This is a genomic window from Longimicrobium sp., assembly GCF_035474595.1.
Taxonomy (GTDB): domain Bacteria; phylum Gemmatimonadota; class Gemmatimonadetes; order Longimicrobiales; family Longimicrobiaceae; genus Longimicrobium.
Map to the genome: position 1 here is coordinate 52843 of NZ_DATIND010000022.1, position 20341 is coordinate 73183.

A 20341-nucleotide genomic window follows, 5' to 3' on the forward strand; every position below is an offset into this window, starting at 1 on the left:
GGATCTCACGCGGAGACGCGGAGGTGCACGTCGAGCCACCTCCGCGTCTCCGCGTCTCCGCGTGAGCTACTTGCCGGGCCGGAGGTCGCGACGCACTTTGGCGGCCCGGCGGACGCAGAGGAATGGAGCGTAAACAGTTGCAGGCACTGATCATCATCGGGCACGGGTCGCACCTGAACGGGGACTCGAGCGCGCCCGTCTACCGGCACGCGGAGGCAATCCGGCGCGCGGGCGTGTTCGGCGAGGTGCGCGAGTGCTTCTGGAAGGAAGAGCCGTCCATGCGCGAGGTGTTCGACCTCGTGGAGGCGGACGACGTCTACGTGGTGCCGCTCTTCATCTCCGAAGGCTACTTCACCGAGGAGGTGATCCCGCGCGAGCTGGGGCTGGCCGGCCCCGCGCCGTCGGTCACCGCCAAGCTGGGGAAGACGATCCGCTACTGCGGTCCCGTCGGCACGCATCCGTCGATGTCGGCGATGATCCTGCGCCGCGCGGAGGAGACGGCCGGACTGTCGCACGACGAGGCGCGGCGCGCGGGGCTCGTCATCATCGGCCACGGCACGGAGCGGAACAGCAACTCCAGCGAGGTCATCTACCGCGTCACCCGCGAGGCCGCGGCGGCGGGCGTGTTCGGCCACGTGCGCGCCGGCTTCCTGGACCAGGAGCCCGCGGTCGGCCAGGTGCTGGGGGAGATGGAGGAGCGCCGCATCGTCCTCGTCCCCTTCTTCGTGGCCGAGGGGTGGCACACGCAGGAGACCATCCCCGACGACCTGGGGATCAACCGCCCGGCCGTGAGCGCCGTGACGGAGCGCGACGGGCGGACGATCTGGTACGCGCCGCCGGTGGGCACCTTCCCCGAGATCGCGCGCATCATCCTGCAGCGGGCGCGCGAGGCCGGTGCCGACGTGCCGGACGAGGTGGAGATCGCGGAGCGGGCCGGTGTCTGACCGCCCCGAGGTCCGCGGCGAGCACGCCCCCGGTGGGGTGGCGGAGGCGCGCCGCGCGCTGGCCGCGTGGGTGGACGAGGCCCGCGAGGCGGGCCGCGTCTTCCTGCAGGCGCGGCTCCGGGCGACGGCGGAGGGACGCTACGAGATCCGCCATCGCCGCGACGCGCACCGCTCGCTGCAGTCGCTGGAGTGGGTGTCGGGCGACCCGTTCTTCGCGCGCGAGATCGCGCAGACCACCAACCGCGGCGAGCACCGGCCGCTGAAGACGGCGCCCAACCTGAAGCAGGGATGGGCGCTGGTCGATCTCGACGCGCGCGGGCTGTGGACGGCGCTCGACTACCTGTATCCCGCCTGCGCCGTGCACTGGCACGCGGGGCGGATGGGAACGCTGCGGGTGACGCACTGGCGCGAGACGGCGGCGCGCCAGAGCGGCATCTACTCGTCCGTGAAGCTGCTGCCGGACGACGCGGTGCGGCGGACGGCGCGCGCCTGCTGCGCCGATGCCGTGTGCCTGCGCCGCGTGGCGTGGGACGTCGACGAGATGACGTTTCTCGACCCGATCGACGAGGGGCCGGTGGATGGCGACGCGGCGGTGCCGTGCCCGGAGGCGTGCTCGATGTTCGTCTCCCTCGCGCGCCAGGTGCTGAAGATCGAGCGCGCGCCCCGCGCCGAGGTCCCCGGCATCGGCGCGGTGAACGGCGAGGAGCTGGCGCAGATGCGCGCGCTGGTCACCGCCGCCGCTGCGGAGTCGCTGGGCGAGGCGCGCGAGGGGGATTTCGACGACCCGGCGAACTCGCGGCGCATCCGCTACCTGGCCGCGCGGCTGGAGGAGATGCGGCCGGAGGGTGGCGATTCCCGCGATGGAGGACGATCGGGCGAGTGACCGGAACTCGTTTCCGCGCAAGAAGAAGAGGGCCTCGCAGCAGCGGGGCCCTCTTTCGTTTGCGCGGTCGATGTCAGCGCCGGATCACGCGGTCCGGGCCGCCTCCATGGGCGCGGGCGGTTCCGCGTGGACGGGCACCGCGGGCGCGGGCGTCTCGATCACATTGCTGGCGACGGCGTACGGATCGGGGCCGGTGCCGGCCAGCGTGGCGTGCGCGGGCGGCGCGGAGATGGTGTTCGCGGGCGCGGCCAGCTCCTCGCCGATGCCGCTCACCGCGCGCTTGAACTCGCGGATCCCCTTGCCCAGCGACGCAGCGGCGTCGGGCAGGCGCTTGGGGCCGAAGAAGAGCAGGATGACGGCGAGAATCAGCAGCGTCTCGCCGAAGCCGAGTCCGAACGGCACGATGACCTCCATCTCAGAGTGCGGGGCCGTTTCGCGGCGCGCACGCTCCGCGCCACGATCGCCCCGAATGTCGCATCTGCAAGCTGTCTACACGATTACATGCACCACTACGAATCCGCCCGGACAGTGCTGCTCACATCCACCCCTCTTACGTCATCCTGAGCCGAACACCGCGCTTCGCGCGACCACAGAGGATGAAAGGAGATTGGTCGTGAGCGCTGATGCCACAGAATGAGCGGATCAGCCTCGCGCAGTTTGCGAGGCTTCCCGTAGTTGTTGCTGCGACTTCAGTCGCCGGTGGGGGGGCCAGGCCGCGAACTTTCTATTCAGGCCGGCCTCACCGCACCCCGCCTCCACGCGAGACGTCGCAGGCCGAAGGATCTATCGCCGGATCGCACGTGAGCACGGCATACGCACCGAAGTTTCGGCGCGGCCTTCCGGTTGACGTGCGTGACCGGCTATGGATCCTTCGGCCTGCGGGCACAAGTGCATGCCCCAGCAACGGTTTGGCCGGCCTCAGGATGACGTCTGCGGGGGAGAGGCATCAGTGCCGAGTGGGAGATGTCTTGCCCGCCTGGCTGGCCCCCTCCCCCGGCCCCGGCCCCCGCCCGCTCCGCGGGGGAGGGGAGACGGCGGTTTTGTCTTGTCCTCTCCATTTTTCGGGTGAGGGCCCCAGCAGGTGCCTGCGGGACGCTACTCCTTCTCGATGATCCCGTACTCCATCGCCTTGCGGGAGACGGTGTTGCGGTGCATCTGCAGGACCTCGGAGGCGCGGCCGAAGTGGCCGCCCACGCGCTCCAGCACCCGCGCGATGTGCAGCGCCTCGACCTGCGCCATCGTCAGCTCGGGGTGCCAGCCGGGGAGCGTCTCCCCCGCGAACTCCGCCGTCTCCGCGCCGGCGCGCGCGTCCAGCTCCAGGTGCTCGGGGAGAAGGACGTCGCCGGGAGCCAGGAGGACGGCGCGCTCGATCACGTTGCGCAGCTCGCGCACGTTTCCCGGCCACGCGTGCGTCTCCAGCCGCGCCAGCGCGTCCTCGCTCGCGGCGCGCAGGGGGCGGGCGTACGCGCGGGCGAAGCGGGCGGTGTAGTGCAGCGCCAGCGCGCGGACGTCGCCGCGGCGCTCGCGCAGCGGGGGGAGGTGGAGGCGGACCACGGCCAGGCGGTAGAACAGGTCCTCGCGGAAGTCGCCCTCGGCGATCAGCGCCGCCAGGTCGCGGTGCGTGGCGGCCACGACGCGCACGTCCAGCGGGATGCGCTCCTCGCCGCCCACGCGCTCGATCTCGCGCTCCTGCAGCGCGCGGAGGATCTTGGCCTGCAGCACCAGGCTCATGTCGCCGATCTCGTCCAGGAACAGCGTGCCGCCGTGCGCGCGCTCGAAGCGGCCCACCTTGCGCGCCACCGCGCCGGTGAACGCGCCGCGCTCGTGGCCGAACAGCTCGCTCTCCAGCAGGTCTTCCGGGATCGCCGCGCAGTTCACCGCCACGAAAGGGCCACCCGCGCGCGGGCTGACGGCGTGCACGGCGCGCGCGACCAGCTCCTTCCCCGTCCCCGACTCGCCCGTCACCAGCACGGTGGCCGGGCTGGGGCCGATCCGGCCGACGGTCTTGAACACCTCCAGCAGCTCCGGGCTGCTGCCGACCAGCTCGTCGTCCCCGTCGTCCCGCATCTCCGGGAGCGGCACGGCGGCGCCCGCGGTCCGCGCGCCGGCCAGGACGCGGGCGACGTCCTCGGCGCGGACGGGGGCGGCCAGCAGCTCGGCGGCACCCAGCCCCGGCGCCTCCATCGCCAGGCGCAGCGAGGGCGCGGTGGCGACGAGGACGAGCGCGCCCGAGTTGGCCTCGGCGGCGATGCGGCGGATGAGCTCCACGTCCTCGCCCGCCGTCTCCACCGACAGGAGCGTGGCCCGCCAGCGGCGCTCGCCCAGCGCGCGCAGGCCGTCGGTCAGCGACGCGGCGGCGCGGGCCTCCACCCCCGCCTCGCGCGCGGCCGACCGGACCACCGCCGCCGTCTCCGCGTCTCCGCCGATCAGCAGCACGCCCTCGCCCCGCTCCGCCATGCCACTCGTTTGCAAAATGTAAAATCCGCCTCGTGGCGGCTGCTGGAAAATGTGGCAAGACTTCGGCCACCGGGAATGCAAATCTCTTACAAAACCAGCAATACCAACGATTCTGGAGATGGCACCGCGCTCGCTTTGGAGACCGGCAGACGCGAAGGGCGTGGTGCCCGACGCCGCTGCACCCCTGCGAAGGCTCTGGAGGAGACGATGAAAAAGACGCATGCGACGCTGTTCGCCGTGGCCGCGGCGGCCGTGCTGGGCGCCTGCTCGGACGCGACCGGCGTGTCCGGCTCCGGCAACGCCACCATGCAGGCCTCGGCCATCGGCGACAACAACGGGACGACGAACTCGGTGGCCGCCGCGCCCGGCGAGGCGCCGCGCTTCGCCACCACCACGGCGAACGGGACGGTGGACTTCCGCGCCCGCGTGTACGTGCAGACGCAGGCCGGCGGGTGGGTGGAGCTGACCAACAACGCCGCGCAGCACGCGGTCGTCGACGCCTCGGGCCAGGCAGGCGCCGTGGTCCTCGCGAGCTCGCACGTCGAGGCCGGCACCTACACCCGCGTGCGCGTGGTCTTCGAGCAGGTGAACGCCAGCCTCAGCGGCAGCCTGCAGATCAGCACCGGCCTGCTTTCCGGCAGCGTGAACGTGGACACGCAGGGCGACGGCAGCGTCACCGTGGAGCGCGCCATCGCCGCGAACGTGAACGCGGGCGCCACGTCGCACCTGCTGATCAACCTGAACAGCGACGTGTGGCTGAACCAGGCGAGCGCGACCACGCACACGGTCAGCGAGACGGCGTTCGCGAGCGCGGTGCAGGTGACGGCGAGCTGAGGGGAAGTGCGTGAGTGTGTGAGTGCGGAAGTGCGTGGGTACGGAAGTACGATGGGATGGCGGTGCGGGGATGGCCGTCGTCCCGCGGGAAGATGATCGTAAACAGCGTTGGGAGATGAAGATGATGAAGCGTATTTCGTACGTCGCCGCGATGGCGATGCTGATCGCGCCCGCCATGCTGGCGGCGCAGGCCTCGGCTTCGGTGCGGACGAGCGTTTCGGCGCGCGCGGAGGCGAACGGGGATTCGCGCGCGGCGGCCTCGGCGGACGTGAGCGTGCGCGCGGCGGCGGATGCGGGGCTCCCGCCGGAGGTCGTCGCCCGCGCGGCGGCGGACGCGCGGGCACGCGGAGCGTCGGAGGCGCAGGCGGCGCGCGCCGCGGCGGATGCGTACACGCGGCTGGCCGTCTCCCGCGCGGCGCTGGGAGACGGCGGCGAGCGCCAGCCGACTCAGGCCGAGATCGCCGCCGGCGCGCGGGCAATGGCGGCCGGGGCGCCGCGCGCTGACCTGGCCATGATCGCGGAGCGCGCGCCCGCCCGCCGCTCGCTTACCGCCTCGCTGGATGCGCTGGCGCGTCTCGGCGCGGAGAGCGGCGACTTCCGCGGCTCCGCGGCGGCCATCGCCGGGCAGCTGGGGCGCAACGCCAGCGACCGCGCCATCACGCGCCTGGCCGCCACCGGCAGCGTGGACGCCATGCTGCGCGGCCCCACCGGCGGCGTGAACGCGGCCGGCAGCCTCGGCGCGAGCGCCACCTCGCAGGCCGGCGGGCTGCTGAACGCGGGCGGCTCGCTCGGCGGATCCCTTTCCGGCGCGGTCGGCGGCATCATCCCGTGACCTGAAAACCGCTGATCCAGCGATGCCAGGAGACGCGAAGAAGATCAGCGGGATGGAGATGGGCACTGGTTGGGCGCGAGCGTCACCATCTGCCCGTCCTGCCAGTAGTACAGGGTGCCCGCGTGGGCGACGGCGTCGCGCGGGAGGACGCAGCCGCGGGGGCGGCGGGGGTTCACCGGCGCGCCGCGGAGCCGCACCGTCGCGCCGTCGAAGTCCAGGCGCTGGCTCGTGCCCGCGCCGAAGACGACGAGCGTGGCTCCGCGCTGGTTGCTGGCGTCGCTGGTGAGCGTGACCACGCGGTCCAGCTTGCCGTCGCCGTCCAGGTCGGCGGGGCGCACCCACCACGCGCGGCCGCTCCCGAACTCCGGCTCCGCCTCCAGCGGATGCAGCGGCACCGGGCCGCTCAGCCCGAACGAGTCCGGGCGCATGGTGATCCGGCAGGCGATCTCCATCTCCGTCGCCAGGTGCCATCCGGGCGCGGCGGAGGCCACCATCGCCCCCAGCCCCGCCGTATCCTCCGCCACCGTCGGCACCTTCGCCGTGAGCTGGTCTTCCGAGCACGAGTAGTGGCGCCGCATCGCCACGTCGCCGCGTGCGGTGGCCAGACGCCGGACCGCGGCCGCGTTCACATGCGAGAACGCCGCGTGCGCCGCGGTGTCCACCGCGAACGGCACCGCCTCCGCCGCCGCGCGCCGCCAGGTGAAGTCGCCGATCCGCATCTGCCCGCTGCCGTCGTTCAGCTGCGCCGCCTCGCGGTCGTCGAACCAGCGGAAGGCGATGCTGTCGCCCCGCACCGTCCACGTCCCCCACTTCCCGCGCGCCCAGCCGTTGCGCTCCAGGTAGCACAGCACCCGCGCGGAGACGTAGTAGGCCGCGCGTCCGTCCGGCAGGATCAGCAGCTGCCCGCCGGTGGCCCACGACTGCACCACCTGCGTGTCGTTGCACTCCGCCCACGTAGTCGACGGGCGGATCATGCTCGGCAGCGCCCGCCCTTCGGCCCGCACCAGCTCCCACGTCCCCACCGGCGACGCGGTCTGCTGCGCGCCGGCGGTGCGCGCGGCGGCGAGGGCGAGCAGCAGGGCGGAGATGCGGCGGCAGGACGGCATCGTCGGAAAGCTGGATGATGAGGTCGATGGAGATGGGGAGACACAGATTAGCATCGCCCCCCGCGGCGCGCCAAGCGTCCTCGCCCGGGGATTGGACGTTTCGGCGGGGTGATGGAGAAGCGTTGACCGCGCACGAACGTGCGCCCAAGTTGCGTGTCCATGTCCGACGAATCCCCGCCTCCGCATCCGCCCGCGTTCCGCCGTCTCTGCGCCGAGGCCGTGGAGGGCTTCCGCGCCCTCGCCGCCGCCGATGCGGGCGACCGCGGCCGCATGATCCCCGCGCTCCGCGAGCTGCTGGCGCGCATCGACCAGCAGGTGGACGAGCTCGACATCGCCCTCCCCGGCTTCGCGCGCGAGCAGGGATGGCTGGTGGACGCGTCCTCCGCGCTGCAGTCCATCGACCTGGACCGCGGCGGTCCGCACGTCCCCCGCTACGTCGCCCGCGCCATCGCCGACATCGAGCGCGTGTCGGGGTAGGCGAAAGGACGAATTCCACACGGAGAAGCAGGACAGCGGAGAATTCCTCCGCTGCCCTGCTTCCTGCGTGAAATCCTTCGATTCAGATCCCGAGCTGCTCCGCCAGGGTGGCCGGGTCCGTCACCGGCTGCTGGCACGCCAGCCGCTCGCAGACGTACGCCGTCGCGCGGCCGCCGAGTGCCGCGCGGTCGCGGAGGAGGGGGATGAGGTCGTCCGCGCCGCCATCCCCATCACCCTTCCCCGCCAGCACGGCGTTGGGGAGATACGCGTGGGAGACGGTGCGAAGCAGCGCCCGCGCCTCGTCCGACGCCGCGTCGCCGACGATGGCGATCTCCACCGGCGCGGAGATGGAGAAGTCCAGCGCGCAGAGCAGGTGGCCGAAGCCCATCGGCACGCGCGCCATCAGGTCGCCCATCCCCGCCAGCACGCGCTCGGCCACCTCGCGGTAGCGCGCCTCGCCGGTGAGCTCGCCCAGGCGCAGCAGCGCCATCACCGCCGCGGAGTTGCCCGAGGGCGTGGCGTTGTCGAACACGTCGCGCGGGCGCACCACCAGCGCCTCCGCGTCCGACGCGGTGTCGTAGAACACGCCCTCGCCGTCCTCCCAGAAGTGCGCCAGCATGTCGTCCGCCAGCGACCGCGCCTCGCGCACCCAGCGCGCGTCCCACGTGGCCTCGTACACGGCGACCAGCGCGTCCACCAGCAGCGCATGGTCCTCCAGGAAGGCGGGGATCTTCGCCCGTCCGCCCTTGTACGTTCGCAGCAGCCGCCCCTCCGGCCGCAGCGCCGAGGTCAGGAACTCCGCGCTCCGCACCGCGATCGCGCGCCAGTCCTCGCGCTCGAACACCCGCGCCGCCTCGGCGAAGGCGTGCAGCATCATCGCGTTCCACGAGGCCAGCACCTTGTCGTCCAGCCCCGGCCAGACGCGCTTGGCCCGGGCCTCGTACAGCACCCGCCGCCCGCGCTCCACCACCGCGCGCAGCCGCTCCGGCGCCACGCCGGCGGCCGGCGCGAGGTCGTCCAGCGCGTGGGCGGTGTGGAGGATGTTCCTCCCCTCGAAGTTGCCGCCCTCGCTCACGTCGTAGTAGCGCCGGAAGAGCGGTCCGTCCTCCGGGCCGAGGAGCGCGTCGACCTCGTCCGGCGTCCACAGGTAGAACTTCCCCTCCTCGCCCTCGCTGTCCGCGTCCAGCGCGCTGTAGAAGCCGCCCCCGGGCGAGGTCATCTCCCGCTCCACCCAGCCCAGCGTCTCCTCCACCACGCGGCGGTGCGCATCGTCGTGCGTGGCCTGCCAGGCGTGCAGGTACGCGCGGGCCAGCAGCGCGTTGTCGTACAGCATCTTCTCGAAGTGCGGCACCAGCCACTGCGCGTCCACGCTGTACCGCGCGAAGCCGCCGCCCACGTGGTCGTACATCCCCCCCTCCGCCATGCGCCGCAGCGTGGTCTCCGCCATCCGCAGCGCCTCCGCACCGCCGGTGCGCTTCCACTGGCGCAGCAGGTACTCCAGCGTCATGGCCTGCGGGAACTTGGGCGCACCGCCGAACCCGCCCCACCGCGCGTCGAAGCGCCCCGCCAGCGACGCCTCCGCCGCGTCCAGCACCGACGCATCGACGCTGGACGCGGCGGACGGGCGGACAGCGGCGGACTGCGCCAGGGCGTCGCGCATCTCGCCCGCGCTGCGCACCACGTCGTCGCGGCGGTCGCGCCACGCCTCGGCGACGGCACGCAGCACCTGGCGGAACGACGGCATCCCGTAGCGTGCCTCGGGCGGGTAGTAGGTGCCGCCGTAGAACGGCTCGCCGGCGGGCGTCAGGAACATGGTCATGGGCCAGCCGCCGTGCCCGGTCATCTGCTGCACGGCGGTCATGTAGATGGAGTCGACGTCCGGCCGCTCCTCACGATCGACCTTGATGTTCACGAACAACTCGTTCATCAGCGCGGCCGTCTCGTGGTTCTCGAACGACTCGCGCTCCATCACGTGGCACCAGTGGCACGCCGAGTAGCCCACGGACAGGAGGATGGGCCGCTCCTCGGCCCGCGCCCGCTCCATGGCCTCGGGGCCCCAGGGATACCAGTCCACCGGGTTGTGCGCGTGCTGCAGCAGGTACGGGCTCGTCTCGTTCGCCAGGCGGTTCGCCATCTCGGTCTCCGGCAGGTGAGTGGGTTGTCCCCGCCACCCGCGCCATGTCCATGCCATCACCGGAGGCAGGGCTTGCGCATTCCGTTTGATTTGATGATCTTCACTCCGTTCATCTGATTTGCACCGGCGCCCGGAGTGTACGATGCCGGATCTTCGCGACATCTACCCGCTCACCGACTTCACGCGCAACACGCGCGAACACATCGCCAGGCTTCGGGAGACGGGGCGGCCGGCGGTGCTCACCGTCAACGGGCGTTCCGAGCTGGTGGTCCAGAGCGCGGAAGCGTACTACCGGCTGCTGGAGGTTGTAGACCGCGCTGAAACGATCCTCGTCATCCAGCGCGGGCGTGCGGACGTCGCAGCCGGCGAGACGATGCCCCTCGACGAAGCGTTCGGGGAGATCCGCGCGACCATCGCACCGTAGCTCGGTCACCCTCTTCCACAAACTGGCGGTAGTGGTCACAAAGCTACACTCTTGCGCGCCTAGGGAGTGTCGTTTACAATGGGCGCCTCGTGATGGGAGAGTTGACGCGACATCGTGAGATACGCATCTTGTGAGCAGCGAATTCACTGCTCACGAGGTGCACCCATGATCAACCTGCGCGACATCTACTCGCTCACCGAGTTCCAGCGCAACGCCAGGAGCCACCTCGCACGGCTGCGCGACAGCGGCCTCCCGTCGGTGCTGACCGTGAACGGCCGCGCCGAGCTCGTGGTGCAGGACGCCGCCAGCTACCAGGAACTGCTCGACAAGGTCGAGCGTGCCGAGGCCATCCTGGCCGTGCAGGAGGGGCTGGCGTCCGTCGAGCGCGGCGAGGGCAAGCCCGCGCGCGCCGCCATCGAAGGCATCCGCAAACGAGCCCGGAGATCCGGTTGACCTACTACGGAGTGATCGTTCAGCCACGGGCCGAGCGCGACATCGAGCAGGCGTACCAGTATCTGCTGAAGCGCGCTCCGGCGACCGCCGACCGGTGGCTGGACGGGATCTCCGAGGCGATCCTCTCCCTCGAAGAAATGCCGTCGCGATGCGCGCTCGCGCCGGAGTCGGTGCACGTGTCGCGGGTGGTGCGGCACCTGATGCATGGCGACTACCGCATCATTTTTCTGGTCCAGCAGCGGCACGTTCGGGTCCTTACGGTCCGGCATGCCGCACGCAAGCCGCTTCGGAGACTTCCCCGCATCTGATCCTTCCCGCGCACGCCGCGCCGGTGCCCGCTGACGGCACCGGCGTTGCGTGCTATGTTGTGCTCCCGTTTCCGTTTCCGTGGCCTATACGCAGGGCATCTCCGTGCAGCAGATCTTCCGGCGCCTGTTCAGGCAGAAGTTCGGCAAGAACCCCGTCTCCATCCTTCCGCTGGACGGCGACGGGTCGCAGCGGCAGATGTATCGCATGGTCGGCGACGCCATGGAGACGGCGATCGGCGTGGTGGGTCCCGACCGCGAGGAGAACCGCGCGTTCCTGTCGTACACCGAGGCCTTCCGCTCCATCGCCCTCCCCGTTCCCGAGATCTACGGGGTGGACGAGAAGGCGGGGCTGTACGTGGAGGAAGACCTGGGCGAGACCACGCTCTTCGACGGGCTGTCGCTGGCGCGCAAGGCCGACGGCGCCAGCCCCTTCCCGGCGGCGATGGTCCCTGTCTACCGGCGCATCCTGGAGCTGCTGCCGCGCTTCCAGGTGGAGGGCGGGAAGGCGGTGGACTACTCGGTGGCCTATCCGCGCGCGGCGTTCGACCGGCAGTCGATCCTGTGGGACCTGAACTACTTCAAGTACCACTTCCTGAAGCTGGCGCACGTCCCGTTCAACGAGGCGCGGCTGGAGAAGGACTTCCGCCGCTTCGCCACCTTCCTGCTGGGCGCCGACACGCGCCACTTCCTGTATCGCGACTTCCAGAGCCGCAACATCATGCTGCGCGACGGGGAGCCGTGGTTCATCGACTACCAGGGCGGCCGGCGCGGCGCGCTGCAGTACGATGTGGCCTCGCTCCTCATCGACCCCAAGGCGGGCGTGCCCGAGGAGCTGCGCGAGGAGCTGCTGGAGCATTACCTGGACGCGCTGGACCGGCATCTTCCCAACGTGGACCGGGCGCGCTTCCGCCAGCACTTCCGCGGGTACGTGCTCGTGCGGATCATGCAGGCCATGGGCGCGTACGGCTACCGCGGCTTCTACGAGCGCAAGCCGCGCTTCCTGCAGAGCGTGCCGCAGGCCATCCGCAACATCGAGCGCATCCTGGAGACTGGCTTCATCCCCGTGGAGCTGCCGGAGCTGCGCGCGGTGTTCGAGCGCATCTGCGCGTCGGGCTCGCTGCGCAGATCGCAGCCGAAGGCGGCGCCGGGGCTGACGGTGAACGTGGGAAGCTTCAGCTACAAGGGCGGCTACCCGGACGACAGCGGCGGCCACGGCGGCGGCTTCGTCTTCGACTGCCGCGCCATCCACAACCCGGGGCGCTATTCGGAGTACTCGCCGCTCTGCGGGTGCGACGAGCCGGTGATCGAGTTCCTGGCGTCGATGCCGGAGGTGGAGGAGTTCTGGGAGCACGTCTGCGGGCTGATCGACAACTCCGTCGGCGTCTACCTCCTCCGCGGCTTCACCTCGCTTTCCGTGTGGTTCGGGTGCACGGGCGGGCAGCACCGCTCGGTGTACTTCGCCAACCGCCTGGCGGAGCACCTGAAGAAGAACTTTCCCTCGGTGAACGTGGCCGTGCACCACCGCGAGGAGGGGAACTGGCCGGCCAACCGCCCGCAGCCCGAGGCGGAGTCCGAGGCCGAGGCGGAAACGCAGCCCGCCGGCGCGGCCCGGTAGCGCGGCCGTGGACGCCATGATCCTGGCGGCGGGGCTGGGCACGCGCCTCCGCCCCCTCACCGACCGCACGCCCAAGCCGCTCATCCCCGTCGGCGGCGTGCCCATGCTGGAGCGCGTGGCGCGGCGCCTGATCGCCGCGGGCGCGGACCGGCTGATCGTCAACACCTCGCATCTCGGCGAGCAGGTGGAGGCGTTCCTGCGCGAGCGGGACGGCTTCGGCGTGGAGTGGCACGTCTCCCCCGAGCCCGGCGAGCCGCTGGAAACCGGCGGCGCGCTGGTCCACGGCGAACCTCTCTTCCGCAAGGACACGCCTTTCTTCCTGCACAATTCCGACATCCTCACCGACGTGCCGCTGGCGGAGATGTACCGCGCGCACGTGCGGAGCGGGGCCTTGGCCACGCTGGCGGTGATGGAGCGCGACACCGCGCGCCACCTCCTCTTCGACGATCGCGGGCTGATGGGGCGCACGGATGCGAAGAAAGGCCTCGACCTGCGGGTTCGCGACGCCGCCGGCGAGGTCCGGAAGCTGGCCTTCGGGGGGATTCACGTCCTCTCGCCGCGCGTCTTCGCGCTGCTGGCGGAGCGCGGCGCGTTCTCCATCCTCGACCCGTACCTCCGCCTGGCCGGGGCGGGGGAGACGATCCTCCCCTTCCGGGTGGATGATTGCACATGGATCGACATCGGCCGTCCGGAGCAGCTGGAGATGGCGCACGCGCGGGTGGGCGAGCTGCGGGGATGAGGCGGCGGCGGATGGTGCCGTCGAGGATGGGTGATCCTGGGACGGTGATCATGCGAAGACGGGTGGCGGCCGGCAGAGGTATTCCTGGAGCGGATCATGTTTTGCGTCATTAATCGCATGGGCTGCGGAGACTCGCCGCATCCCGGGGCCATCCCGTTTCAACGCTTCAGGAGGACCGTATGAAGAAGCTCAGCCTGAACATCGACTCGCTGGCCGTGGAAAGCTTCGGCACCGATGGGGAAGCCGGGAAGCGCGGGACCGTGCGCGCGAACGAGGCCACGGAGCTGTACGGCACCGGTTGCGGGACGTGCTACGAGAACACCTGCGTCACCTGCGTATCGACGTGCCAGAACACCGGCTGCACGCGCAACCATCCGTGCTGGGAATGACGCGCCCCCGCCGCCCGGTGGCGGGGTAGCCTCGCTCGCCCTCCGGAGGGGCGGTGGGCGGAGGTTTTCGACCGGGCGGTATTGACGGCGGCTGGCCCGGTGCAGACTTTGGCGGCGCCGGTACACGGATGTGTGCCGGCGCTCTTGTTTGCATCACCGGATGGGAAGATGGAAGACGAACGGCGGCCGCTGCGCCTGGGCCACATCACCTACAGCAACTGCTTCCCCGTCCACGCGCGGCTGATGGATTGCGGCGCCCCGGACGGGATCGCCATCACCGAGGGCATCCCCGGCGTGCTGAACGGGCTGCTGGACCGCGGCGAGATCGACGTCGCCCCGTCTTCCAGCATCGAGTACGCGCGCCACGCCGGCCTCTACCGCATCCTCCCCGACTTCGTGATCGGCTCGCGCGGGCCGGTGCGCAGCATCCTCTTCCTCTCGCGCCGCGACCCGGCCGAGCTGGCGGGCGCCACCGTGGCGATGCCGACCGCCTCCGCGACGTCGGTGGTGCTGCTGAAGATCCTGCTGGCGAAGAAGTGGGGCGTGCGCCCGCGCGCCGTCTGGTTCGACCAGGCGCGAGAGGACCCGTTCGCCGCCGGCGCCGACGCCGCGCTGTTCATCGGCGACGTGGCGCTGCGCGACGGGCTGCACCCGGAGATGCCGTTCCGCTACGACCTGGGCGCGGTGTGGTGGGAGATGACGGGGCTGCCGTTCGCCTTCGCCGTGTGGCAGGCGGCCGGCGGATCGGACGCGCAGCTGCGCGATCTCCATCGCGCCCTGCTCGATTCGCGCATGTACGGGACCGAGCATCGCGGCGATCTGGCGCGGCGGTGGGCCGCGCACTTCGGCTTCACTCCGGCGTTCCTGGACGCGTACTGGGCCGGCCTCTCGTTCGAGCTGGACGCGCCGATGATCGAGGGCCTGCGCGCCTACTACCGCTTCGCCGCCGAGATCGGCGAGATCGACCGCGAGCCCGAACTGCGCTGGGCGGACGTGGGGTTAATAGAAGATGGTTGAAATCATACCGGATCTGACAATCACCTGTGCATGGCAAACGCACAGAGAGACGTCATCCTGAGGACGGCCACACCGTCGTTGCCCCGCACAACCGGTTGCAGGCCGAAGGATCTATAAGCGAGGCCGCACGTGCGCTGCCGGATTGCGCGATCGATCCCCGCGTTCGATCCCGTCTTTCAGAGGCTTTGGTACGACAGACAGCGGAGGCGAGACCGGCTTCAGTCTCGCCCCGCTCGTTCGTTTTCGGTAGATGGAGTGCCCCGCATCGATCACATCGCGGAGAGATCCTCGTCTCCGTCGCCGTCCGGGTGCCACTCGCCGCGCGCGTGGGCCGCGAGCACGGTGCGCAGGAGGATGTCGATCAGGTCCAGGCGCTCGGACTCGCTCCGCGTCTCCAGCAGGCTCTGCTGCCACGCGGGATCCACGCGGATCGTCTGCGCGATGCGGAACGCGACCTCGCTGCTCTCGTCGATCTCGGGCGGCGGCTCTTCCGCCTCCACGGCCTCGCGCAGCACGCGGTGGAACAGGCCGATGGAGCCGCGCCGCCGCTCGGCGAGATCGGGACCGGCATCGCCCGCGTCCTGGTACGGCGTGACCACCGCCTCGTAGTACGGCGCGCCGTCCTCGATCTCCTCGCGGATGGTGAAGCGCTCCTCGCCGACGCAGAAGATGAGCGAGCGGCCGTCCGGCAGCGGCTGGTACTTGAGGATGCGCGCGACGGTGCCGACCCGCGCCTCGTCGGCGTGGAAGGGTCCGTCGCGGTCCGGGTCGTGGTAGACCAGCCCGAAGCGGCTGTCGCCCTCCACGCACCGCGCCACCATCTGCCGGTAGCGCGGCTCGAAGATGTGCAGCGGCATCGGCGCGCCCGGAAGGAGCACCGTGGGGAGCGGAAAGAGCGGGAGGCGGTCCACGTCAGCGCCTTCCGCCGCAGCCCTGCGGCGCCTGCCAAGGGAGGGCGGCGTCGCCCGACGCGGAGACGCGCGTCCACCGCGCCGGGATCGCGCCGTAGGTGTTCGTCTTCGGCTCGGGGAGCATGCACACGTCCAGCCGCCAGGTGCCGGCGGCGAACTGCGGCGCTTTCAGGAGGTAGTCCGATGGGCCCGGCCGCCGCTCCGAATCCAGGTGCAGGTCCATCCACAGCCGCATCACCGCGCCGCCGCGGCGCAGCACCACCTCGCGCACGTCCACGCGGCAATCGCCCTGCCCGTACCACACGATCACGGGGATCCCACCCGGCTGGTCGAACTCGTTCGTGTCGTCGGGATGAATCCGCGCGGCGCGCACCTGGAAGTCCGCGCCCTGCCCTCGCGCCGGCGCGTAGCTCAGGCTGTCCATCAGCGGGCGCGGGTCGAGCACCGCGCCGCGCGGGTCGCGCACCACCAGCGCGATGCTCGTGGGCCAGCAGTGCTGCGCCGCCAGCGGCGACGCGGCGAGCGTCGCGACCGCGGCGATGAGTAAAGGAAATCTCATGGGATGGAATCCGTTCGGCGGGGGGCGCGTACTTCCTCACTCGGGGGCACGCGGTGGGTGGGCTGCTCGTCCGCGGCGTTCGTCGCCGGCGCGCCGCCGTAGCCGCGCAGCCGCTGCAGCGCGCCGAAGTCGATCTCCTGCGCCAGCTTCGCCAGGTCGCCCTCGGCCAGTCCGTATCCGCCCACGACCACGAAGAAGCGCCCCGCGGCGACGGCGGTGATCTCGGAGCGCGTGCGGCCGTACCCGTCGCGCTCGAAGGTCTCGTGCGCCGGATAGCCCCGGAGGGTGATCGCGCGGTCGTATCCGCCCTGCCCCTCGTGCTGGAAGCCGTTGGCGAGGCCGAGGAAGATCTCCAGCCCCGCGCCCACGTCCGCCGACCCGGCGTCGGAGACGTAGAAGCCCACGCCGCGCGCGCCGTCCGGCGAGGTGAACGCGACCTCCGCCGCCGTCAGAGCGACGATGGCCGCATTCACGTCCACCGAGCCCCGGTCGCTCCGCGCCATCCCCGCGACCGATTCCGGGAGCACGCCCCGCAGCGTCTCCACCGGCACCGGCGTGGGCGGCCACCACTCCTCCCGCTCGCGCGCGCCGCCGCCGTCCCCCCGGCGCGACTCCGCCAGACGCCGCGGCGCGCCGTCGTCCGGCCGCGCCCCCGCGTCCGGCGGCACGCACGCGGCGAGGCACAGCGCCGCCGCAACGCAGAGCGCCGCGCGGATGCGAGTCATCGGACGAAGCGGTGAGATGGATCGGAAAGGCACGGAGAGGGAGATCAGGATTTCTAGGAGGGATGGAACAGCGGGACGGAGCCGGATCGCTCAGTCCCACAGCTCGTCGACGAGGAAGCGCCACCCGGGCACCGCCGGCTCCGCGTCCGCGATCTCGCCGCGGCGGTAGATCGTGGGATGCTCCGGATCGTCCGCGCGGTAGACGCGGATCAGCTCCTCGCGCAGCACGTCCACGTCCCACACCACCTGCGTCCCCGCGGCGAAGTAGTCCGCGCGCTTGATGGCGAAGTGCTCCTCGGCTTCGTCGCCATAGTTGGCATAGTCGCGGACCTCCGCCGCGAACACGGGCGGCAGGGGCGGAAAGTCCAGAATCGAACTCGGGCCGGTGTACCACGACACGTCAGCGCAGATCGAGCGCCGATGCGGTGCCTCCACGAGAAAGGCAACGCTGGAGCTGACGACCACTCCTTCACCGGGATTGTCGCGCTCGTACATCTTCAGGGCGTGAAGAAGGGCACCGCGGGCCCTCGCATTTCGCCACCCGGACGGCGCCATGACCACCAACTTGTCGTCGACGATCTCGGCCTGGCCTTTCACCCAGCGAAGATCGTGAACCGTGGCCCTTCGCCCGAAGTCGAGGACGAACAGTTCTCCGGCCTCGAAGCGCCACTGGCCACGCTTGACCCTGATCAGGAAGCGGTACGCCGCGTAGCCGGAGATCGTCTTCGCCATGGATGACGATGCCAGTCAGCCGCGGGGAAACAGCGCGTCCACCGGGAAGCGCCAGCCGGGCACTGCCGGTTCGGCCTCTGCGATCTCGCCACGATGGTAGACCGTGGGAGTCTCGGGATCGTCGGCGCGGTAGACGCGGATCAGCTGCTCGCGGAGGCAATCCACGTCCCACACGACCTGAGTGCCCGCTGCGAAGTATTCCGCACGCTTCGCGGCCATGTTCCGCTCGGCGCGCAGCCCGTAGTCACCAGGGCTGCGGACCTCCACCGCCAGAGCCGGAGGACCGTCCACCGGCCCATCGACCTCGGCGCCGTAATACCACGAGGCGTCGGGACTGAACGACTCGCGGTTCGGAAGCTGGACGAGGAAGTCACCGCCTTCGGGAACGGACACGCCGCCGCCGATGGTGAGCTCGTGCTGCTCCAGGCTCTTCCAGATCCGGGCTGCGGCGCGAGCCGGGCGAACACCGGGCTTGCCCATCAGTACGATCTGCCCATTGACGATCTCCGCCTTTTCGTCCAGGTCGAGCAGGTCCTGGACGGTTGCCGGTCGAGGGAGCTTGAGGATCTTCATCTCGGTTCTCCATTCACGCACGGCACGGCGGAGATCTCTGCCGTCCGGAGCGTCACGTGCTCCGGAAAGCTAACGAAACAGGACAGGAACGCGCGATAGTTCACGGTGGCCGCTTTCGCGCGGCTCAATCCGCCGCGAAGCGCTCGGGCTCGCGCCGGGCGGCGGCCTTTTCCTGCAGCGCGCGCCACACGCGCGGCGGCGAGAACGGAAGCGAGTCCATGCGCACCCCCACCGCATCGTAGATGGCGTTGGCGATCGCGGGGATGGACGGGTGCAGCGGACCCTCGCCCGCCTCCTTCGCGCCGTACGGGCCCTCGGGGTCGATGGATTCCACGATCAGCGACCGCAGCTCCGGCGTGTCGAGCGAGGTGGGGATGCGGTAGTCCAGCAGGCTGGGCGCGTTGTGCAGCCCGGCGCGGCCGTGCTCGGCGTCCTTCAGGATGTGCTCCTCCATCAGCGCCTCGCCGAAGCCCATGTACGCCGAGCCCTCCATCTGCCCCTCCACGATCGTGGGGTTCAGCGCGCGGCCGCAGTCGTGCGCCACCCAGATCGTCTTCACCTCCACGAAGCCGGTGTCGGGGTCCACCTCCACCTCGGCCACGTGCGCGGTGAACGAGTACGCCGGGCTGGCGCCGATCGTCCCCCCGCGGTAGTCGCCGTGCACGTCCTTGGGCGTGTTGTAGCTGCCCACCGCGCCCAGCGTCCCGAAGCGCGCCTCGGCCAGGTTGAACGCCTCGCGGATGGGGATGTTCCGCCCCGTGTCCTGCCCGTCCATCGCCCGCCCGCCGGCCAGGAGGACGCGGTTGGGGTTCACGCCCCACTCCTCGGCGACCGCCTCCTGCACCTGCTTGCGGATCTTGCGCGCGGCGTCGACGCAGGCGTTGCCCATCATGAAGGTGACGCGCGACGAGTACGCGCCCAGGTCCACCGGCGTCAGGTCGGTGTCGGAGGCCAGGACGCGCACGTAGTCCAGCGGCACCCCCAGCTCCTCGCAGACGATGTACGCGGGGACGCTGTCCGAGCCCTGCCCGATGTCGCTGGCGCCGCTGAACACCGTGACCCGGCCGCTGCGGTCCACCTGGATCTGCACGGCCGACTGCGGCATCCGGTTGGGGTAGATGGGGTAGTTGGTCCCCGAGATGTAGCACGAGCCGGCCACGCCCACCCCGCGCCCGAACCCCATCTTCCGGTGCTTCGTCTTCCACCCGCTGGCGCGCTCGACGGAATCGAGGCACTGCAGGAAGCCGTTGGACGTCACCCGCAGCTCGTTCACCGTGCGCCGGTAGCCGCCCATGAAGTTGCGGCGGCGCAGCTCGATGGGGTCGATGGCCAGCCGCTCGGCCAGCTTGTCGAGCGAGACCTCGAAGGCGAAGCGGGGCTGCACGCTGCCGTGGCCGCGCTTGGGCCCGCACGCCGGCTTGTTGGTGAAGACGCGGGTGGAGTGGAAGCGGTACGCCGGCATCTCGTACGGCGCGGTCAGCAGCTGCCCCGAGTAGTAGGTGGTCACCAGCCCGAACGACGAGTACGAGCCGCCGTCCAGCAGCGTCTTCGCATCCACCGCCGTCAGCTTCCCGTCCGCCGTGGCGCCCACGCGGTAGCGCATCTTGAACGGGTGCCGGCCGCGGTGCGCCAGGAACACTTCCTCGCGGGTGTAGAGGATCTTCACCGGGCGCCCGGTCTTCATCGCCAGCTTCGCGACGCAGAACTCCAGGTCGAACGGCTCGCTCTTCCCCCCGAATCCACCGCCGACGGTGGGCTGGATGACGCGGACGCGCGCCGGGTCCAGCTCCAGCACCTTGGCCAGCTCGCGGTGCAGGTAGTGGGGCACCTGGGTGGATGACCAGACCGTCAGCCGCCCGCCCGGCGCGCCGCCCTCTTCCCACATCCCGATGGCGCAGTGCGGCTCGATGGGCACGTGCGTGGTGCCCTCGAAGAAGTACTCGCCTTCGATGACGACGTCGGATTCGCGCAGCCCGCGCTCCACCTCGCCAAAGTCCAGCTTGACGATCTTGCTGATGTTGCCGTTGTGCCCGGCCTTCTTGGCCTCGTGGATCTGCACGTCCGTGCGGCGGGCGGCCTCGAAGGGGTCCAGGATGGCCTCCAGCACCTCGTACTCCACGCGGATCAGCTCCACCGCGCGGTTGGCCGTGTCCTCGTCCACCGCCGCCACCGCCGCCACCGCGTCGCCGATGTAGCGCGCCTTGTCGACCGCCAGCGCGTTCTCGTCCG

22 protein-coding genes are annotated in these 20341 nt (G+C 71.0%); 12 read left to right on the top strand and 10 right to left on the bottom strand.

Annotated elements, in window-relative coordinates; genetic code table 11:
• Positions 1-137 precede the first annotated feature (137 nt).
• Both VLK66_RS03515 and VLK66_RS03520 read left to right on the top strand, forming a co-directional pair.
• Positions 138-944 (top strand): CbiX/SirB N-terminal domain-containing protein, encoded by an 807-nt coding sequence (locus VLK66_RS03515; RefSeq protein WP_325307970.1) that lies wholly within the window; start codon positions 138-140, stop codon positions 942-944.
• Positions 937-1827: a DR2241 family protein gene (locus tag VLK66_RS03520; protein WP_325307971.1), complete on the top strand. Its 891-nt coding sequence runs from the start codon at positions 937-939 to the stop codon at positions 1825-1827. The genes VLK66_RS03515 and VLK66_RS03520 overlap by 8 nt, the downstream gene beginning before the upstream one ends.
• Positions 1828-1911: 84 nt before the next feature.
• On the opposite strand, the gene VLK66_RS03525 is transcribed toward VLK66_RS03520, so the two are convergent.
• Both VLK66_RS03525 and VLK66_RS03530 read right to left on the bottom strand, forming a co-directional pair.
• Complete coding sequence (locus tag VLK66_RS03525; RefSeq protein ID WP_325307973.1) at positions 1912-2229, bottom strand: twin-arginine translocase TatA/TatE family subunit; 318 nt, start codon at positions 2227-2229, stop codon at positions 1912-1914.
• A 693-nt stretch (positions 2230-2922) separates the two neighbouring features.
• The gene (locus VLK66_RS03530; protein WP_325307975.1) at positions 2923-4284 is read right to left on the bottom strand and encodes a sigma-54 dependent transcriptional regulator; all 1362 of its coding nucleotides are present in this window, start codon (positions 4282-4284) and stop codon (positions 2923-2925) included.
• A 207-nt stretch (positions 4285-4491) separates the two neighbouring features.
• Here VLK66_RS03530 and VLK66_RS03535 point away from each other — a divergent pair, with 207 nt between their 5' ends.
• A complete protein-coding gene (locus VLK66_RS03535; RefSeq protein ID WP_325307977.1) occupies positions 4492-5118 on the top strand; it encodes a hypothetical protein in 627 nt (208 codons plus the stop codon).
• Positions 5119-5239: 121 nt separating this feature from the next.
• Positions 5240-5950 (top strand): hypothetical protein, encoded by a 711-nt coding sequence (locus tag VLK66_RS03540; protein ID WP_325307979.1) that lies wholly within the window; start codon positions 5240-5242, stop codon positions 5948-5950.
• 44 nt (positions 5951-5994) lie between these two features.
• Here the strand turns inward: VLK66_RS03540 and VLK66_RS03545 are convergent, their stop codons facing one another.
• On the bottom strand, positions 5995-7056 hold the full coding sequence (locus tag VLK66_RS03545; protein WP_325307981.1) for a hypothetical protein: 1062 nt from the start codon (positions 7054-7056) through the stop codon (positions 5995-5997).
• Positions 7057-7215: 159 nt separating this feature from the next.
• Between VLK66_RS03545 and VLK66_RS03550 the strand changes: the two genes are divergently transcribed.
• Entirely contained in the window at positions 7216-7533 is a 318-nt protein-coding gene (locus VLK66_RS03550) for a hypothetical protein (protein ID WP_325307983.1), read from the top strand.
• Positions 7534-7615: 82 nt separating this feature from the next.
• On the opposite strand, the gene VLK66_RS03555 is transcribed toward VLK66_RS03550, so the two are convergent.
• Entirely contained in the window at positions 7616-9667 is a 2052-nt protein-coding gene (locus tag VLK66_RS03555; RefSeq protein ID WP_325307985.1) for a thioredoxin domain-containing protein, read from the bottom strand.
• A gap of 142 nt (positions 9668-9809) precedes the next feature.
• On the opposite strand from VLK66_RS03555, the gene VLK66_RS03560 reads away from it, so the two are divergent.
• From VLK66_RS03560 to VLK66_RS03590, 7 genes are all read left to right on the top strand, one after another.
• Positions 9810-10091, top strand: a complete 282-nt coding sequence (locus VLK66_RS03560) for a type II toxin-antitoxin system Phd/YefM family antitoxin (RefSeq protein ID WP_325307987.1) — start codon at positions 9810-9812, stop codon at positions 10089-10091.
• Positions 10092-10256: 165 nt separating this feature from the next.
• Positions 10257-10544, top strand: a complete 288-nt coding sequence (locus tag VLK66_RS03565) for a hypothetical protein (protein WP_325307989.1) — start codon at positions 10257-10259, stop codon at positions 10542-10544.
• Positions 10541-10852: a type II toxin-antitoxin system RelE/ParE family toxin gene (locus tag VLK66_RS03570; protein WP_325307991.1), complete on the top strand. Its 312-nt coding sequence runs from the start codon at positions 10541-10543 to the stop codon at positions 10850-10852. The genes VLK66_RS03565 and VLK66_RS03570 overlap by 4 nt, the downstream gene beginning before the upstream one ends.
• A gap of 79 nt (positions 10853-10931) precedes the next feature.
• Positions 10932-12467 (top strand): RapZ C-terminal domain-containing protein, encoded by a 1536-nt coding sequence (locus tag VLK66_RS03575; protein ID WP_325307993.1) that lies wholly within the window; start codon positions 10932-10934, stop codon positions 12465-12467.
• Between the two features lie 16 nt (positions 12468-12483).
• Positions 12484-13206, top strand: a complete 723-nt coding sequence (locus VLK66_RS03580; RefSeq protein ID WP_325308009.1) for a nucleotidyltransferase family protein — start codon at positions 12484-12486, stop codon at positions 13204-13206.
• Positions 13207-13385: 179 nt separating this feature from the next.
• Positions 13386-13595, top strand: coding sequence for a hypothetical protein (locus VLK66_RS03585; protein ID WP_325307995.1), 210 nt, complete (start codon positions 13386-13388; stop codon positions 13593-13595).
• A 168-nt stretch (positions 13596-13763) separates the two neighbouring features.
• Positions 13764-14612 carry a menaquinone biosynthesis protein gene (locus VLK66_RS03590; protein WP_325307997.1) on the top strand — a complete coding sequence of 283 codons (849 nt, stop codon included), beginning with the start codon at positions 13764-13766 and terminating at the stop codon, positions 14610-14612.
• A 269-nt stretch (positions 14613-14881) separates the two neighbouring features.
• Here VLK66_RS03590 and VLK66_RS03595 read toward each other — a convergent pair whose 3' ends face one another.
• The 6 genes from VLK66_RS03595 to VLK66_RS03620 form a co-directional block, all read right to left on the bottom strand.
• On the bottom strand, positions 14882-15523 hold the full coding sequence (locus tag VLK66_RS03595) for an LON peptidase substrate-binding domain-containing protein (protein WP_325308001.1): 642 nt from the start codon (positions 15521-15523) through the stop codon (positions 14882-14884).
• 1 nt (position 15524) lies between these two features.
• A complete protein-coding gene (locus tag VLK66_RS03600) occupies positions 15525-16082 on the bottom strand; it encodes a hypothetical protein (protein ID WP_325308003.1) in 558 nt (185 codons plus the stop codon).
• Positions 16079-16807 (bottom strand): hypothetical protein, encoded by a 729-nt coding sequence (locus VLK66_RS03605; protein WP_325308004.1) that lies wholly within the window; start codon positions 16805-16807, stop codon positions 16079-16081. The genes VLK66_RS03600 and VLK66_RS03605 overlap by 4 nt, the downstream gene beginning before the upstream one ends.
• Before the next feature lie 90 nt (positions 16808-16897).
• The gene (locus tag VLK66_RS03610; RefSeq protein ID WP_325308005.1) at positions 16898-17539 is read right to left on the bottom strand and encodes a Uma2 family endonuclease; all 642 of its coding nucleotides are present in this window, start codon (positions 17537-17539) and stop codon (positions 16898-16900) included.
• 15 nt (positions 17540-17554) lie between these two features.
• Positions 17555-18112: a Uma2 family endonuclease gene (locus tag VLK66_RS03615; protein ID WP_325308006.1), complete on the bottom strand. Its 558-nt coding sequence runs from the start codon at positions 18110-18112 to the stop codon at positions 17555-17557.
• A gap of 124 nt (positions 18113-18236) precedes the next feature.
• The coding region (locus VLK66_RS03620; RefSeq protein ID WP_325308007.1) for a xanthine dehydrogenase family protein molybdopterin-binding subunit at positions 18237-20341 on the bottom strand (2105 nt) is incomplete at its 5' end.